Origin of the sequence: Brevibacillus sp. IT-7CA2, assembly GCF_949767855.1 — a bacterium.
Taxonomy (GTDB): Bacteria; Bacillota; Bacilli; order Brevibacillales; family Brevibacillaceae; genus Brevibacillus.
Map to the genome: position 1 here is coordinate 57,748 of NZ_CATKQT010000044.1, position 19,218 is coordinate 76,965.

Sequence of the window (19,218 nt, forward strand, 5' to 3'; positions counted from 1 at the left end):
CTTTATATAGACACTTTTTCCTCGTTAGCCAACCTCATTGCGCTTCAGGTCATCGATAGCAAGGCTACTTTCCATGTTTCCTTCATGAATGTCATTTTACTTCTAGGCAGGAGATGCGTATGGATTTATTAACGTACAGTCCACTTATCGCAACCAAGCTTCATGTTCCGAAGTATGGTTCGGACCTGTTACTTCGACATCAGATATTGAAAGAAATCGATGACGCGGGCGCTGCAAGATTGATTCTCGTGTGCGCGCCAGCCGGTTTCGGTAAAACGACAGCAGTCAGTCAATGGACGCAAAATTCTGGCAAACCGACCGGCTGGATCTCTCTGGATGAATCAGATAACGATCCCGTGCGCTTTTGGCGATATTTTGCTAGGGCAATTGATAGGGCTCAGGAAGACTTGGGCAAAGAATCTTCCTCGGTGCTCCACCCACAATACACGGCCTCTGCTGAGCAGTTGATGTCCGTGTTACTCGAAGAAATTGCGGGGTTTGAACGTGATTTTTATCTGGTATTGGACGATTACCATCTCATTAAGGAACCTTCCATTCATGAAGGACTGCAGACACTGATCCAGCATGCTTCCTTCTATATGCATGTCGTCCTGATTACGCGGGAGGAACCTCCTTTTGCCCTTCACCGTCTACGCGTTCGGAAACAGTTGAAGCAACTGGGCTCAGACACTCTTCGGTTCAATGAGGAGGAGTGTCGACGCTTATTCCATGAGCAACTGGGTCTGAGTCTGTCAGAACAAGATATTGGCTCGCTAAGTAAACGAACGGAGGGATGGGTTGCTGGTTTGCAGTTAGCAGCCTTATCCATGCAAGGAAAGCCTGAAGCGTCTAAGGTCATTCATCAATTTTCCGGTAACGATAAGTATGTCGGAGAATATTTGACGGAAGAAGTATTGAAACGACTTCCAGAAAAGGTGCAGATGTTTTTGTTGAAAACGTCCATACTGCCGCGTTTGACAGGAGATCTATGCGCAGCCGTTACCGGAGAGCCGGACGCTCACGACATCCTTCGCATGCTCGAGAGAACGAATTCATTTGTCATCGCGCTGGATGGCATAAATGAGTGGTATCGTTATCACCATTTGTTCGCAGAACTTCTTCTTTCCCATGTAAGGAAAATATATAACGAATTGCTTCCTGCCCTACATATCTCTGCAAGCTGTTGGTTTGACAGTCACGGGTGGATAATGGAGGCGACTGAGCATGCGTTTCTCGGAAAAGACTGGACCCGGGCGAGCCGTTTGATCGTCGCACATGCGCCGTGGATGTTGAAACAGTACGAAAATATAACACTGCGCAGATGGATGAAATACTTTGAGAAGTCCTGGTTGGAATGCAACCCCGAGCTGTGCATTGCTTTTGCTTGGCTGCATGCTGTGTCCAACGAAATTGATCAGGCGGAAATCCTCCTTCAATTGGCTGACGAAGCAACACGGATCAATCATGGGAGCTTTGACGACTGTCGAGTAGAAATGTGTGTGCTCCGGGGATATATCGAAGTAATGCGGGGAAATGTAGACCTTTCCCTCAAATATATGGAAGAATCAGTTCAAATGAAGCCAAAATTCAGCCGCTACTTCATCATTGGCATAGAGCTGAATTCGGATGAGCCCTACGTGCTGCGTAGTCGTGTGGCCTTGAGCGGGTATTTGTCCAACGTGAATGAATACTATCCAAAACTAAGGGCGATCTGGAAGCACAGTGGTCTTGGTATATTAGCCTACGGTTCCATCGTGATGGCTGAGCTCTATTATGAGAAAAATGATTTTGAGCAGTTAAAATATTTCGTACCACGAGCTATCCAGTTAGGTACCATCTCCTTGAATTTTGGCGTATTGGTTCCCGTGTATTTGACTTTGGCCCGATGGAGAAAAGCAGAGGACCGTAACGACGAGATGTGGCTGGCCATGGAGGAAATCACATCGTTATGCCGCCAGCATGATGCGCCTCCCCATTGGATGTCTTTTGTAGAAACATTCCGCGTCCGATTATGGATCGAAGAAAATCGACGGGAAGAAATAGAAAAATGGGCCGAGCCCTACACCAAAATGAATGTCGATATTGTCGCTTCCCGACATGAATTTGAGCGAATGACGTTGGCCCGGGCATACATCTATGTAAAAAACGACAGTGCAGCCATCATGCTACTAACCAGCTTAAAGCACGAGGCGGAAATAAAGGATCGGCTCGGGAGTCGGATTGAAGCCTTTCTTCTGCTCAGCCGAGCTTACATGATCCAAAAACAGCAGCATGAAGCGATGGAGTGTATGCGCATGGCGGTGACGTTAGCCGCGCCAGAAGGCTATGTACGCACTTTTTTGGATGAAGGCCCTGGCGTTGCCAAAATGCTCTATTCGCTCTATAAAAGCAAAAACGTATCCAAGCAAGAGATGGCTTATCTTTCGATGCTGCTCAAAAGTGTGGAGAAGGAATTTCCTACGCTTGATATTCAAATTCGGGTATCCCCTGCATTGGAAAAATTGACGGAAAGAGAGTCGGAAGTGTTGGCGCTGATTGGTGAAGGGTTATCCAACTCGGAGATTGCGGACAAGCTGCATCTCACACTGGGGACGGTAAAAGGGCATGTGCATCAAATTTTTAGCAAGCTCCAGGTAAAAAATCGGGCACAAGCAATCGTCAGATTAAGAGAAAGTGAGATCGACCATTAGAATCAACCCCGCCTATACGGAGGCCACTGAAAAAGTCCACTCTTTCAAGATCAACAAAATAACGAAAGCAAAACGAGCCTCTAGAATCGATTCTAAGGCTCGTTTTGCATGTTTTCAGTTTTCGGGTGTTTGTTTTCTTTGCAAATCCATCTCATGTACACACAACGGTCACATCAGCCATCTATACTCATCTTGTAAAAACAAGGTTGGCGGTCATAGGAATGGTCACGATAAACTGGTAATCTATGCAATAAATGCACAACCACGAGTAAGGAGAGCGGAAATGAAACGGAAAGTGTTACTCGTAGAGGACGACGAGCTCATACGCGAATTTGTATCGGATTATTTTAAAAAAGAAGCTTGGGAAGTGTACGAAGCGCAGCACGGTAAAATGGCGATGGAGCTTTTCGCTCTGCACCCTGTCGATTTAGTTGTACTAGATATTATGATGCCCGAGATGGATGGCTGGTCGGTGTGCAGAAAAATCCGCCAACAATCCGACATCCCCATCATGATCATTACAGCAAGAGTAGACGACGATGACCAGTTGATGGGTTTCGAGCTTGGCGCGGACGAATATGTCACCAAACCGTTTAGCCCAAAAGTATTAGTGGCCCGTGCCAAAGCTCTGATGAAAAGGGCAGAGGGGAGCATCGGAAGGGGAGATGATATCGCTCAGTTTGGAGCATTGACGGTAAACAAACGAGCTCACACCGTTACGATTGCGGGCGTCCCGATTTCATTGACACCAAAAGAGTATGAGCTGCTTCTGTTCTTCATCAAGCATGAAGGGACGGTCTTGTCCCGAGATAGCATATTGAATGGGGTTTGGGGGATGGACTACTTTGGCGACCATCGCACCGTTGATACCCACGTGAAAAAACTGCGTGCCAAGCTGGATACAGAGCAGCATCTGATTCAGACGATGATCCGTTTTGGATATAAGTTTGAGGTAAAACGATGAAACACCTTCGACTAAACGTTGTGACAAAATTATTTGCCGCCACTTTTGTTTTTGTCTTTTTGCTCTACGCTTTGATATTGATCGGGGAAAAGTTTTTCTTTGAGCGCTTTTATTTAAATGCGAAAGTAAGCGATCTCTCGCAAGCAATGGCATCTTTCCCAGAAGAGTACGCCAAACTCCCTCCAGGCAAGCACAAACTGGATAGGCTGGTTGGAACATTGATGAATCGTACAGATGCCAGCTTTGCGATCGCAAACGAGCAGCTTAGGCAAATGAATCTCGATCCCTATTTTCTAAAAGTAAACGTAGCAAATCAAAATCAAGTGATTACCTTACCGTTAAAAGAAATGACGAGCACCGAGCTCCCAGATGGACTCCATGTGGGAGACACGATTACCGTTGACGGAATCTTTATGGATGAGAACGACACGATCATGAAGCCGATACAGATAGCAAGACAAAGTCCATCCACAAATGTATCCGAAAAAGGACTAACCCGGGTTACGGGTGTCATTTCTGACCTCATGCTACCTAGTCAGCAGCGGGCACATAACCCTTTTTATCAGGATTCTCTCGTAGAGGATCAAATCGGATCATGGCTGACGCAGCAATCCGAAGAGATTACACAGATGAAAAGCGGATCATTCCTCCAGCGGAAGTGGACTGATCCGTGGAGTGGTGTAAACTATGCCATCGTCATTCATCGGTTCTCCTATCATAGCGAGGCGATGTACATGATAGCGGTGACGACACTGCAACCTGTGAGCGATGCAATAAGTATGCTAACCAGCTATTCCTTCTACGCAACACCAGTCATTCTTGTCATTTTGCTGCTGCTGTCCTTTGTCTTTTCGAAGATCATCACGAAACCATTAGTTACGCTGAGTCATTCCGCTTCACGCATGGCTAATCTGGACTTCACAGAACTTGCTTCGATTCATTCTCAGGACGAATTTGGTGAGCTCTCTCGCCATCTGAATACATTAGCTGCCAAGCTGGATCAGACATTAAAAGACCTGACGAGTGCCAACGTCACTCTTCGCGAGGATCTAGAGCATAAGGAAAAAATGGAGCAGCTTCGCAAAGAATTGATTGCAAACATCTCTCATGAACTCAAGACCCCGCTTGGCATTGTGAAGGGCTTTGCGGAAGGGTTAAAAGATGATGTCGCACATGAAAAGCGGGAGCGGTACATGGACGTCATTTTAAGCGAAGTCGACAAGATGAATGAGCTCATTATGGATATGCTGGAGTTGTCCAAATTCGAAGCCAAAGCCATTTTGCTTCGTAGACAATCGTTTCCCGTATCGGAAGTAATAGATCGTGTAGCCGCTTCCTTTCAACTACAGCTGGCAAACAAGCAGGTACGACTATGGCTCGCCTTACCTGAAGAGAACAACGTATGGGCAGATCCAAGACGTATCGAGCAAGTGATCGTGAATTTGCTCGGCAATGCAGTTCGGCACGCCAATCCATCAAGTGAGATTCGGATTACGGGGGCCCGCGAGCGGGAGTGCATCCGGTTTCGAATCGAAAATGAAGGAGTGCACATCCCAGACGATCAACTAGCGCGGATATGGGAGCAATTTTATCGAGTAGATAGCTCTCGCTGGCGGAAATCTGGCGGCACGGGTCTCGGATTGGCGATCTGTAAACATATCCTCGATCTGCATGGCAGTGATTATGGTGCGGAAAATACCGTGAATGGAGTCGCTTTTTCCTTCACGTTGGTTGAAAATGAAAACAAAGGTGGAAATGACAATGAATCTGAAAAAGAATAAAATGAAAAGTTTACTGGCTGTATTGGTCCTATCACTCGTTACTAGTGCTTGTGGCACACCGCTTCCTTCAGAATCGACTGGTCAAGTGCCGCCGCAAGTTCCTCAGGAAAACAAAGAAAACAAGGAGAAACAACCGGAGAACGTTGCACAAGACATGGCCCAAGAACAGCAGGAAAAAGAAATTCTCGTCGTGGTCGACCAGGAACCGAAACCCATCGAGGGAAATAGCTTCGATTTCTTTATCGAACAGCGACCTGCCGACTATTCATTAGCTAGCATGCAGTGGAAGTCTGAGAAAACTGACATCGTAACCACGACAGAGCAAGCGATCAAAAACGACACAGAAGGTATCCCTGGTGAGAATCGCTTTGTCATCGGTGGTAGCATGCCGTTATCCAGTTTCTACTACAAGGATGAGTTGAAGGGGGAAAAGGGGAAATTGATTTTGGTCTTTCAAAATGAGCAAGGCAATGAAAAGACATGGGAGAAGGAGCTAACCCTTAAATAACGCTCATCAATTGGAACCTCATTTTTGGGGTTCTTTTTATTTTGTTTGGCACATGTTGAGATTTTTTGCTTCGCCAATTTGTATATAAGGATTATTGGGAAGAAAAACAATTACGAAAAGACATAACTTTAGTTAGTATTTTTTGCAAAAGACTGTTGTTACCATATTTTTGTTTCACTAGATGTTTTGCTGGGAGAGTGTGTCGATAGTAGGGGGAGTTCAAATGAAGAAGGAAGGAGGACAGTGTTATTGATGAAAAGAATGATTGCTCGTTTGTTGGTATTTACTTTGCTGTTTGCAATTGTCCAACCTGTGTTTATTCAAGAAAAAGCGAACGCAGCTGATCTTCCAGATGTGATTAGAGTAGAGGCGGACAAGTTCGTGGATGCGTCTGGTGCCTATCCTGATGGCTTGGATTACCAAGGAGTTCCGAACACGTTGATCGTCGGCTATGCGCGAGACTCTGGTGGGGATTATGGGGCTGCGAATGCTGCTCTACGTTTTGACCTGAGCGGCGTGAAAAGTGAGAAGAAAATTGAGTCCGCCAAACTGAGAATTTATGTGCATAAGGTAGAATCAACAGGCGGAGATATGCCCTTTATTGATTTATGGGGCTCGTCTGATGACAGCTGGAACGATGATCCTGCGATGACGCTACCTATGCATCATGAAAGAATCATAACAAATGAGATGCTTCCTAGTAATTTCACAGGGTGGAAATCGTTTGATGTAACTAGCTTTGTCAAGAGCAATATTCCAGACAAAAAAGCTACCTTTGTTTTAAGAGGACGACAAACAGCGCCACCTCTTCCCGTTTTGTATCAGCCCCAAATCATTTTTTACGACAAAATAAATCTTAGCTATGCTTCTCAGCTAGAAATCACTTATGCTGCTAACACTCCACCAACCGATATCCTCTTATCGTCCAATTCGATTCCTGAAAACAATCAAATAGGAGCGGTAGTTGGTACGCTTTCGGCAGTAGATCCTGATCAAGGAGACACCGTTACGTTCAGTATTCAAAACTCTACGGTTCCATTTACTGTTGAGGGAAATCAACTGAAGGCGACAGAAAAGTTTGATTTTGAAACGAGGTCGACTTACTCTGTACCGATTACCGCAACAGACTCGGCTGGCAATATATTCACCAAGGTGATGACCATCCAGGTGACAGATGTAAATGAACCACCTACGACAGCGACGGTTACCATCAATGGCGGTGCTGCGATTACGAATTTAGCAAATGTGACGCTCACTATGACCCATGATGACCCTGACGCGACCAAGCCCGAGTACCGTTTGACGAACGTGGAAGGTGGTCCTTGGAGCGAATGGAAGTCGTTTGTGACACCTGTGACGTGGACTCTCACAACAGGAGAAGGAACCAAAACGGTCTTCATGGAGCTACGTGACGGAACAGGAACTGTCCTGCAAGCGCAGGATAGCATTGTGCTGGATATGACGCCTCCGGCAGGGACCATCGAGATCAATAATGGGAACGTAGCCACTTCATCAGAAAAGGTAGAGCTTACGATTCAGGGAAGTGATGCTAACGGTCCGGTAGAACTGATGTTGTCGAATGATAACAACTTTACAGGCAGTTGGATACCTGTCCCAGTCAACAACAAGCTGGAATGGAACTTGGCTAGTGGAGATGGACAAAAAACGGTCTATGCGAAGTTCCGCGATGGTGCAGGGAATCTGTTTACGACATCGGATACCATCGTGTTAGACAAAACACCACCTGTTGTAACGGGGGTTGCGAATGGCAGCTTCTACACGACAGATGTCACACCTGTCTTCGACGATGGCACAGCAACATTGAATGGTGCTCCTTTTTTCAGCGGCACAAAGGTGAGTGTGGAGGGCAAGTATACGCTGGTAGTGACGGATACAGCGGGGAATACGACTACGGTAACCTTTACCCTGGATAAAACCGCGCCTACTGGAACTCTTGTGATCAATAACGGAGCCACCCATACGAATAGCCAGGATGTCACTTTGCAAATCGATGCCACTGACGTTTCCAGCAAGGTGAAAATGAAGCTGTCCAACGATAACATCAGCTGGAGTGCGCTAGAGGATGTGGCGACCGCCAAGGCTTGGAAGCTAACAAATGGGGATGGACAGAAAACGGTCTATCTACAGTTGATCGACGAAGCTGGCAACCCCCATGATTTACAGGCATCGATTACACTCGATACGGTTGCACCTGCTGTCACAGGGGTAGAGAACAACAAGCTGTACAATCATAGTGTCACGATCAGCTTCAACGAAGGAAAGGCGACCTTGAACGGAAAGACGATAGCTGACGGAGAAATCGTTAATGAGGATGGCGCTTATACGTTGATAGTCACGGATGAAGCGGGCAATACAACGACGCTTGCATTTTCGATTGATCAAACGAAACCGTCAGGCAGTCTCAAGATCAATGGTGACGCCAATTATACCAATTCACTTGCAACCACATTACAAATTGCCGTTACCGATTTCAGTAATGAACTACAGATGCGCTTTTCCTATGATACAAGTGATCCAGCCAAGTGGACTTCTTGGGAAGCGCTGACTCCAACAAAGGCGTGGACCTTGCCGACTGGGGACGGAACCAAGTCGGTTTACATGGAAGTAAAGGACAAAGCAGGGAATATTGCCAGCTTTACCGATGAGATCACACTCGATATGACCAACCCTACGGGTGCTTTTGAGATCAATCAAGGTCAGTCGTATACCAACAAGAGCAAGGTTACGTTGAGTGTGGAGTCGGCTGATGCTCATGGTGTGGAAATGCGCTTGTCGAATGACAACCTGACGTGGAGCGAATGGAAAACAGCGCCGACAAAAGGCGACGTTCCATGGGAGCTGAGCGGTGTTGATGGAACCAAGACGGTCTATCTGGAGCTAAGAGATCCGGCTGGAAACCAATTGGCCCTTCAAAAGCAAATCACGCTTGATTCTGCTGGACCAGTCGTCTCAGGAGTCGCCCAGGATGGTGTCTATGCGAGCCACGTAACGATTACCTTCAACGAGGGAACAGCATTGCTGAACGGCAATCCGTTTACGAGCGGTTCTGTCGTCAGTGCGGAAGGATCGTATGAACTAGTCGTAACAGACGAGGCGCAAAATCGCACGACGATTCGTTTCACGCTGGATAAAACACCACCGACTGGAACGCTCAGCATCGATAACGGAGCCGAATTTGCAAAAACAGAAGATGTTACGCTGCAACTCACTGCGTCAGGAAATCCAGACGACATCGAAATGGCAATCTCTAACGCGGATGACAATTCGGGTACGTGGGAGCGATTCACAACGACAAAAGCATGGAAGCTGGCTGATGGCAGTATAAACGGCACCAAAACAGTCTATGTCAAGCTGCGGGACAAAGCTGGGAACGTCATAAAGCTAAGTGATACGATTGAACTCGATGTGGTGGCGCCAACTGGATCCATCACGATCAATAACGGAGACAATTACACTAAGTCCCGTGATGTTACGCTCGCCATCACAGCGAACGACAGTACGAGCGTTGTACAGATCCGCTTCGCCAATGGTGACAACGACTGGAGTGATTGGGAGGCAGTAACTGCAACCAAAGCATGGCAGTTGAAGTCCGGTGATGGAACCAAGACTGTCGAGATGCAGATCACAGACAGGGCAGGGCACATCACAACCGTTTCCGATACGATCGAGCTGGATGCAGATGCACCAGTTGTTACAGGAGTCGAGGACAAAGGCATTTACAAAGATGACGTGACAATCACATTCAACGAAGGAACCGCGACGTTGAATAGTGCTCCGTTCACAAGTGGCGACCGGGTAACAAGTGAAGGCAAGCATGAACTGCTGGTCGTAGATGCTTCCGGAAACGAAACCAAGATCACGTTTACTTTGGATAAGACAGCACCAACGGGAACGTTCGTCATCAACAATGATGATCGTCTAACCAACTCTACCAGCGTGAGACTGCATGTTACTGCCACGGACAATTTGGGAAATGTAGAGATGCGTATCTCCAATGACCAAGGCAAGTGGAGCAGCTGGGAAAAAGTGACGGGAACGGTACCGTGGAACTTGACGTATGGCAATGGCACGAAAAAAGTTCTGATCCAGCTTCGCGACCAGGCAGGAAACACGGTCGAACTGGATGATTCCATTGAGCTATATGTGCCAAATGTGCCGAATCCGCCAACGGGAGAGCCGGTCACCGGAGTTGAGTTGGATGAAGAGGAGTTAACGCTGCGTGTTGGCGATACAGAAAGCCTTCGTGCCACTGTAAAACCAGCGAATGCTACCAACAAACGAGTCAAGTGGGAAAGCAGCGACTCTGAAATCGTCGAGGTAGACGAGGAAGGCAAGATCACAGCTGTAGCTCCTGGGACTGCGACGATTACAGTGACAACCGTGGACGGGAACAAAACCGATTCGATGGAAGTAACCGTTAAGGAAATAGCGACCTTCCAGTTGGAAACAAACGAACCGTCCTTCTGGATTAAGCCAAGAGTAACGACAACCTTACGACTTTATAAGGTAGAGGGCAAAAAACGCAAAGACATCACGAGAGACAAAAATGTTGAATACGACACGGAAAATGGACTAGTTAACGTCAAGCAGGGCCGCATTACGGCAGGCAAAGAAGAGGGAGAAGACATCGTTACCGTTCGCTATATGGGCGAGGAACTGGAGATTCCGGTGACGGTTTCTAAGAAAACGATTCGTTCGTTGACGACTTCCTTCAAGGATTTGGTGCTGGAGATCGATGAGGAGAAGCAGCTAACGCTGACAGCCGTCTTCAGTGACAAGAACACCGAAGAGGTAACAGAAAAAGCAACCTGGTCCTCTAGCGACGAAGAGGTCATCGAAGTAACAAAAGAGGGTAAAGTGACAGCGTTGGCTGAAGGGAAGGCTGTCATTACTGCGAAATATGGCGGTAAAAAGGTAACCAATCGTGTGCTCGTCGTAGAGGAAAAGAAAGTGAAAGATTTGCGAGTATCGCGCTCTTCGCTGCGCTTGAAGGCAGACAATACTGGAGAGATCGTCCTGTATGCGGTCTATGAAAATAGATACGAGGAGATCGTCACCAAGGATGCTGAATGGACAGTGGAAGATCCTGAGATTGCGACCATAGAAAATGGTGTCGTGACCGCACTGGAATCTGGTAAAACAACCATTACTGTGGAATACGGCGGCGAGACCATTACGATTAACATTACGGTCAGGTAAATGAAAAGAGGCTGTTCGATCTACTGTGGAGGGCGGCCTCTTTTCCATTCTGTTTAAAAGGTGAAGAAATATGGAAAATGCACTCATTGCTTTTGCAACTAGCATCATGGTTGGCGCTATTTTTTTGGGGATCTTATGGTGGGAAGGCTCGTGGTTCAGTCTTCGGTTTACGAAGTGGTACTTCGGTATTTTATTTGTAGTCTCGATAGGAGTAGGAGGGTATACCCTTTTTCAAAGCTAATGATTTTACGTATCGAGTAAGCAAATTTCTACAAAGAAAATAGACATGTTCAACCTTCTCAGGTATCGATCAATTTCTACACCAGCCAACCCGAGAAGGTAAACATGTCTATTTTTGTTTTATGATAAACCAATGTCTATGCTAATATTTGACATAAAATTCAGATATGATATAATGCCATTAAATGTCAAACTATTACATTTTATGCTTTTAATAGGTAATTGTTCTAAAAATTCCCCTCTACCTAGTAGAATCTGAAGCTGACTTTCCACGATTCGAAAGAACAATTCACCATTCAATTGCAAGGTTGTCCTTCATAGGTGTTTCATACTCAACTGTATTCAAAACACTACTCCACTTTTGACGCGAATTCATAGCAATTCGATTCATTTACCTTCCCATTCACATCTCGTTTGTAGCCGCTTTGAACATGCACTATTAAATTTGGAAAAAACATGTTTGTTTGGTCAACTATTCTGACCTTTTTTGACGCTGCTTAATTGCTTCACCTTAACCAATCGGGTGTCCAGTCTTTATCGTGGACGATTCGATGAGTCAACGCCTACTTTGTAAAGGAGGGGGAGGCTTACCGACCAATATCCATTTTAAAAGTCTGATCAAGCAGAGCGGGAGAGGAACTTCATAATTTTAGAGGGTTCCCCCTTCAGTATCAAGCTCAAAAAGGGAGGATAACCATGACTATGGAAGATCAAGTGAATCATTGGCTTTCAGAATTGGCAGGAGAGGCTCCATTACTGCAGCTTCCGTTTGATGTCCCCAGACATAAGAATGCTCGCTATGCGGAAGAGACGCAATCGTTTGAGCTGTCAAAAACGGTAGGGGAGAAAGTGAGTTTACTTTGCATACAAGAAGAGACCAACATGTTTACTCTATTCTTGGCTGCATACCATAGCTATCTTTACAGATATACGGGGCAAAACGACATTCGGATTGGTGCGATAGCGGGTGATAGTTCTGCCTTTTTTGCAAGTCGAGTGATTGTTGCTGGAACGACGAATTTTAAGCAGCTGTTGAACGAAGTCAGAGAGAATGGGATTGAGGAGAAGCTTGCCAATAACTCCGAAGCTACGAAATTATTTCATACCTTTTTAAGAGTGAGAAAAGCTGGGGATGAGGATGGCAAACTTCCTGTCGATTCCCAAATAGAAAATGTAGAGCTGCGTGTTGATGTCGAAGAGGCTGAGGGAATGCGCATCACATTTACATATAATTCCTTCCTGTTTACACAACAAACGATACGACGAATGATCGAGAATTTTTGTAACTGGATCGAACAAGTAATCACTAATGTCGAAACTCCTATCGATTTATTGAGACTGATAACCAAAAACCAAGAGAGAGAATTGGTAGACGAGTGGTGCAGGAAGGATGAACCCACGAATGTTCCTGACACAATCTTGGCTGCCTTTTACTTCCAAGGCAATCGGAATCCCGATGCTATTGCGCTCGTTTTTAAGCAAGAGAAGATGACCTATAGGGAATTGGATCTCCGCTCAAATCAATTAGCGAATTACCTCCGAAAGATTGGCGTAACGAGTGAAGTGCTGGTGGGAATATGCCAAGAGCGTTCCATTGAAATGATCGTGAGCATATTGGGTGTGTTGAAAGCAGGAGGCGCTTATGTACCGATCGATCCTGCTTATCCCGTTCAAAGACTCCACTATATTTTGGAAGATGCAGCTTTGAAAGTAGTGATTGCGGATGAAGCGTCCGCGACGAAAGTGCCTGACGGAATAAAAGTGGTTAAATTGTCGGATTATTACAAAATCTTGTCGAATGAAAGCACGGAGCCCCCTGCAATGGAAGTAAACGGCCACAATCTTGCTTATGTCATTTATACCTCCGGTTCGACAGGAAATCCGAAGGGCGTAATGATTGAGCATCATTCCGTTATGAATTTTCTTCAAACGCTGGAGAGTCGGAGTCCGCTATTACAGACGGACAGGCTTTTGCAAAAAACGTCTGTTTCCTTTGATGCTTCTGTTTGGGAACTCTTTTGGTGGATGTTGAAAGGTGCTAGCTTGTACATCCTCCTGAACAGCGATGAGAAAGACCCCGCTTTGCTTGTGAAAGCAGTTGAAACGCATCAAATTACCCATCTTGAGTTTGTGCCGTCTATGCTGAAAGCCGTATTGGATTATATAGAAAATCATAGTTCTTCTTCTGCATTATCCTCCTTGAAATACATCACGGTTGGGGGGGAAGTGCTTCCGCCTCCTGTTGTTACGAAAAGTATCGATCTTTTGACCATTCCTCATGGTACAACCTTATACAACACTTATGGGCCGACAGAGACGACAGTCGAGGTTGCCAGCTTCAAATGCCATCCAGGTGAAACACACACGCAAATACCCATTGGGAAACCGAATGCCAATACACAGTTATACGTGTTGAACGAGCATTTGCAAATCCAACCTGTTGGAGTTACTGGAGAACTCTATGTCGGCGGATCAGGCGTAGCAAGAGGTTACTTGAACCGTCCTGATTTGACAAAGGAACGCTTTATTTCCAACCCGTATTGTGCGGGATCAGACTCGCATTTGTATCGAACGGGAGATTTGGTTCGGTACTTGGCCGACGGAAACTTGGAGTATATCGGGCGGAATGACAACCAGGTAAAAGTGAGAGGGTACAGAATTGAGCTGGAGGAAATTGAAGTCACTTTAGGCAATCATTCGACTGTTGAACAAGCAATCATTGTGGCGAAAAAAGACGCCTATGAAAATAACAAGCTGATCGCTTATGTGATAGGGTCTGGAACGGTAACAGAATGGCGTGATTATCTGAAGGCTCAGCTTCCAGAGTTTATGGTTCCGGCCTATTTTGTGAAAATGGATGTTTTCCCGCTTACGCCCAGCGGAAAAATTGATCGTAAGTCACTGCCAGAGGTAGGCAATAGTCGCCCGCATGTTTCGACGGAATATGTAAAACCGGAAACAGAATGGGAAACGAAGCTCTTGGACATTTGGAAGGATTTGTTCGGATACGATGAGATTGGAGTCGAGGATAATTTCTTTGAATTAGGCGGACATTCGCTGTTGGGGACTCAGGTTATTGCCAGAATTCGTGCTCTTTTCAAGAAAGAGATTCCGTTATCTGCTTTGTTTACACATCCGACGATTCGGAGCATCGTGCCGATCGTAACTGCCGCAGATGAGGTAAATGCAGTGGATACATTACCTGCCATAAAGAGGGTATCACGAGATCGAGAATTGCCGCTTTCTTATTCGCAAGAAAGAGTGTGGTTTTTAGAACAGTTAAGCGCTAATAATTTGGCTTATATTTTTCAAGCCACAATGAAAGTGCGTGGGATGCTGGAGCTCCCCATTCTCAATAAATGTTTTACGGAGATTGTACGCAGACATGAAATATTCCGAACCGTATTTCATGAGAAAAATGGGCAACCGTATCAAGTGATCTATGAACCATTCGATGTGGAATTGCCTGTTATGGATGTTTCGCACTTACCTGAGAGTGATCGTGCCGCTGAAGTCCATAGATTGATCCAAATGGAGATCAAAAATCCGATTGATATCGCGCAGCTGCCATTAGCCCGCTGGATTGTTTACAAGATTTCTGAGTTGGAGTCCGTCATTCTGTTTGTGGAGCATCATCTGATTCATGATGGATGGTCGTTCCGCAAATTTTTAAAAGAGCTGTTTACGCTGTACAGTGCCTATCTTGAAAATAAACCATCTCCATTGGCTGAGTTGCCGATTCAATTCGCAGACTATTGCGTGTGGCAAAATGAGTTGTTTAAGCGCGGTAAGGAAAACAAGCAGTTATCGTACTGGAGGAATCTACTGCAAGGGGCCAATGGGGTTCTGGAACTGCCCACTGACAGGCCACGACCAGTAAATCAAACCTTTAACGGGAATATGTTCACCCAATTAATACCGGAAGAACTGTATCTTCAACTGCGTGATTACTGCATGAAAACAAACACGACCTTATTCATGGTCATGATGGCTACGTTTCAAACCTTGCTCCATCGTTATTCCAATCAAGAAGACATTATTGTAGGTTCGGGTATCGCGAATCGGCGCTGGAAAGACACGGAAGAATTGATCGGGATGTTTGTTAACAATATTGTGATCCGTCAGCAATTTACCGACAATATGACGTTCCGGGATGTATTGCAAGACGTGAAGATGTCAGCTTTGGAAGCGTACGAGAATCAAGAGATTCCTTTCGATCAAGTAGTCGATGCCTTAAAGCTGAAGCGTGATCAAAGCCGCAACCCTCTATTCCAAGTCATGTTTAGTTTCCAGGATGCAAAAGTCACTCATCTACCTGTATCCAATCTGAATATTCAACTCACCGAAGGCATTAGCAACGGATCGGCCAAATTTGATATCAACGTCGTAGTGACGAATCACGAGGAGCTCGCTTCTTCCCTTTTAACAAAGGATGAATACGGAAGTATAAGCCTTGACTGGGAATACAATACGGATTTGTATGACGAATCTACTATGCGCCGCATGTTTGCGCATTATATTGAATTGCTGAAAAGCGTTCTTACGCACAATGACCGGACGTTGCATTCCATGCCTATGCTGACCGCTTCTGAGCAGAACCAAATCCTCCAAGAGTGGAATGCCACGGAAGTTGCGTTTGAGGATCAGAAAACGCTCCATCAAATATTCGAGGAGCAAGCTGCCCGGACGCCAGAGCGAATGGCGGTTGTATTCGGCAACGAACAATGGACCTACAGGCAAATAAACAACAGGGCAAACTTCCTGGCAAGCAAATTGCGAAATCTGGGAGTGAAGCCCGATACATTAGTGGGGTTAATGAGTGAGCGTTCTCCCGACATGATGATTGGTATTCTTGCCATTCTAAAAGCGGGTGGAGCGTACATGCCGATGGACACAGTGGCTCCGAAAGAAAGACTGTCCTATATTCTCCGGGATAGCGATACGAAGGTCGTCGTCATGCAAGAGAAATTCAAGACAGCGATCGATTTTAATGGACCCGTTCTGTTATTGGAAGAGAATAGGTCAGATCAGGATGTGGAATGCGATAATCTTGAGTCCATTGCCCATTCGAATAATTTGGCGTACGTCATCTATACCTCAGGTTCGACGGGAGCACCAAAAGGAGTCATGATCGAACATTGCTCGGTTGTCAATCGGATGAACTGGATGGTCCATCGCTATCCCATGGACGAGCATGACACCATTATGCAAAAAACTCCCTATTGTTTTGATGTTTCCGTAACGGAGTTAGTCCTATGGTTTTTCACTGGCAGCAAACTATGTTTCCTCGCACCCCATGCAGAGAAAGACCCGGAGCTTATTATCAAAACGGTTGCCCAGCACCAAGTAACTTATATTCATTTTGTTCCATCTATGCTCAGCATCTTTTTAGACCATTTGGAGAACGTGGATTGCGCAGAGGAAATCAAAACTTTACAGCGAGTTTATACGACCGGGGAAGCTTTGAGTACGGAACAGGTTCAACGTTTTCATCAATTAATCGGGCAACGGAATCATACGACTCTCATCAATCTGTATGGTCCTACGGAAACGACAATTGAAGTGACCTACTATGATTGCCAGGCCGATAGCAAGGTAATCCCTATTGGTAAGCCTATGGATAATATTCAAGCTTACATCCTCAATAAGGAAGGGGACCTGCAACCAGTAGGCGTGATGGGAGAATTGGTTATTGGGGGTATTGGTCTTGCACGAGGGTATATTGGAAAGCCCGAGTTAACAGCTGAACGTTTTGTCCCGAATCCTTTTGGCAATCTATCTGAAAGGCTATACAAGACAGGCGACTACGCGCGGTGGATGCCAGACGGCAATATTGAGTATATCGGGCGTATGGATAATCAAGTGAAAATTCGCGGTTATCGGATTGAATTAGGTGAAATCGAAGCGGTTATGAGGAAGCAGCAAGGGGCAGGAGAAGTTGCAATCATTGCCCATGAATATGAGCCGGGGGATAAACGATTAATTGCTTATTATAGTGGGGCATCAGAGGTCGAGACACTAAAAAGTCATTTGCAGAAACAGTTACCGCCTTATATGATTCCTTCTTATTTTGTACGGGTGGGGGAAATGCCGCTCACATCGAGTGGGAAATTAGATCGTAAAGCATTGCCACTGCCTGAGATCCACATTGTAAGCCATCACTACACAGCGCCGCGAAACTCAACGGAAGAATTGCTCGCACTCATATGGAGTGAAATTTTAAGAGTAAACCAAATTGGGGTATTTGATTCGTTCTTTGAATTGGGCGGACATTCCCTGTTGGCAACACAGGTTGTATCGCGCATACGAGAAGTGTTTGGTCAACATCTACCTCTCCGAGCGATCTTTGATTGCCCGACCATTGAGGGCTTGGCTAAGCGGCTAACCGAATTGCGACAAGGAGAGAAAATGGTTCATTTGCCTGCGCTCCTGCAAGTGGATAGAACGGAACCGATCCCGTTATCTTTTGCGCAGCACCGGTTGTGGTTTTTTGACCAACTGGAGCCCGGAAGCAACGTCTATAACATCCCTTATGTATGGCGCTTAAGCGGTTCGTGGGATGTTGCAGGATTAGAAACAGGATTTAACCAATTGGTTGAACGTCACGAAATGCTTCGTACCGTATTCGCAAAACAAAATGGCGTCCCTGTACAGCTCGTTAAGCCGCATCAACCAAGATCATTGCCTGTTATGGATGTAAGCAGTCTCTCCGCGGATGAAAGAGAAAAGCAGGTCCAGCATTCTATTCAACGGAGTGCTGATCGCGTATTCGACTTGAGTCAAGGACCGTTGATTGAAGCCGAGCTGATTAAGCAGGATGAATCGGAGTATGTTCTTCTTTGTACCGTACATCATATTGTTTTCGATGGCTGGTCAGAGGATATCTTGTTGGACGAGTGGATGGCGTTTTATGAAGAAGCAGTCAGCGGAACGCCTGCCGATCTGCCACCGTTATCCATTCAATACGGGGACTTTGCTGTATGGCAAAGACAATGGCTATCGGATGAGACGATGAAAGAGCAAGTGGCGTATTGGGAAAATGAACTTGCGGACGATCTTACGGTGCTTCAGTTGCCATTCGATCGTCCACGACCAGCCATTCAAACGTATGCAGGGGACATGCAGCATATCGATTTGGCACCTGCATTATTAGAAAAGCTAAAAGCTTTCAGTAAGCAAGAGGGTGCTTCCCTGTTCATGACATTGCTGGCTGCCTATCAGGGCTTTCTCTCTCGCTATACCGGGCAAACAGATATTTTAGTAGGAAGCCCGGTTGCGAATCGTACTCGAAAAGAAATGGAAGGGTTAATCGGGTGCTTTGTAAACACGCTGGTTTACAGAGTGAACGTCGAAGACAATCCAAACTTCAGGCAATTGGTGGCCCAAGTCAAAGAAAAAACGTTGTGCGGGCAAGAAAATCAGGATGTGCCCTTTGAAAAAATAGTAGAGGCTCTTCAGCCAGAGCGAAATGCAAGCTACTCCCCTGTCTTCCAAACGATTTTTACGATGCAGAACCACTTGAGAAACGTAAAGCAATGGCCAAATCGAAAAATTGAGCCAGTGAAAAGCACCATCAAGGTTGCCAAATTTGATTTGTCGATTTCAATAGAAGTCAATTCTGAGCACTCGTTGACGATTTCATTTGGCTACAATACAGACCTATTTAATCCGTCCAGCATAGAACGAATGATCGGACATTTTGTGAATTGGCTCGAACAAGTGATGGCATATCCTGAGGAGTCAATAGAAGGCTTGCGATTGATTTCAGAAGAGGAAGAAAAACAACTGCTGGAAATGTGGAGTAATCATTAGGAG

Annotated in this window: 6 protein-coding genes; all 6 read left to right on the top strand. The window is 45.8% G+C overall.

The genetic code is table 11. From position 1 onward, the window contains the following. The first annotated feature begins 119 nt into the window (after nt 1-119). Nucleotides 120-2,690 carry a LuxR C-terminal-related transcriptional regulator gene (locus ACM6JA_RS20065; protein WP_414853739.1) on the top strand — a complete coding sequence of 857 codons (2,571 nt, stop codon included), beginning with the start codon at nt 120-122 and terminating at the stop codon, nt 2,688-2,690. A 283-nt stretch (nt 2,691-2,973) separates the two neighbouring features. Next, nucleotides 2,974-3,654, top strand: a complete 681-nt coding sequence (locus ACM6JA_RS20070) for a response regulator transcription factor (protein WP_414853740.1) — start codon at nt 2,974-2,976, stop codon at nt 3,652-3,654. A gap of 20 nt (nt 3,655-3,674) precedes the next feature. Beyond that, nucleotides 3,675-5,435, top strand: coding sequence for an ATP-binding protein (locus ACM6JA_RS20075; protein WP_414853741.1), 1,761 nt, complete (start codon nt 3,675-3,677; stop codon nt 5,433-5,435). After that, nucleotides 5,416-5,943: a hypothetical protein gene (locus tag ACM6JA_RS20080; RefSeq protein ID WP_414853742.1), complete on the top strand. Its 528-nt coding sequence runs from the start codon at nt 5,416-5,418 to the stop codon at nt 5,941-5,943. The genes ACM6JA_RS20075 and ACM6JA_RS20080 overlap by 20 nt, the downstream gene beginning before the upstream one ends. A 252-nt stretch (nt 5,944-6,195) precedes the next feature. Then, nucleotides 6,196-11,163 (top strand): Ig-like domain-containing protein, encoded by a 4,968-nt coding sequence (locus tag ACM6JA_RS20085; protein WP_414853743.1) that lies wholly within the window; start codon nt 6,196-6,198, stop codon nt 11,161-11,163. A 936-nt stretch (nt 11,164-12,099) separates the two neighbouring features. Further along, a complete protein-coding gene (locus ACM6JA_RS20090; RefSeq protein WP_414853744.1) occupies nt 12,100-19,215 on the top strand; it encodes an amino acid adenylation domain-containing protein in 7,116 nt (2,371 codons plus the stop codon). Nucleotides 19,216-19,218 lie beyond the last annotated feature (3 nt).

Excerpts from the sequence above, each read along its gene's own strand:
- ACM6JA_RS20090 (WP_414853744.1), top strand. The coding sequence starts at position 12,100 with ATGACTATGGAAGATCAAGTGAATCATTGGCTTTCAGAATTGGCAGGA.
- ACM6JA_RS20070 (WP_414853740.1), top strand. The coding sequence starts at position 2,974 with ATGAAACGGAAAGTGTTACTCGTAGAGGACGACGAGCTCATACGCGAA.
- ACM6JA_RS20080 (WP_414853742.1), top strand. The coding sequence starts at position 5,416 with ATGAATCTGAAAAAGAATAAAATGAAAAGTTTACTGGCTGTATTGGTC.
- ACM6JA_RS20065 (WP_414853739.1), top strand. The coding sequence starts at position 120 with ATGGATTTATTAACGTACAGTCCACTTATCGCAACCAAGCTTCATGTT.
- ACM6JA_RS20085 (WP_414853743.1), top strand. The coding sequence starts at position 6,196 with ATGAAAAGAATGATTGCTCGTTTGTTGGTATTTACTTTGCTGTTTGCA.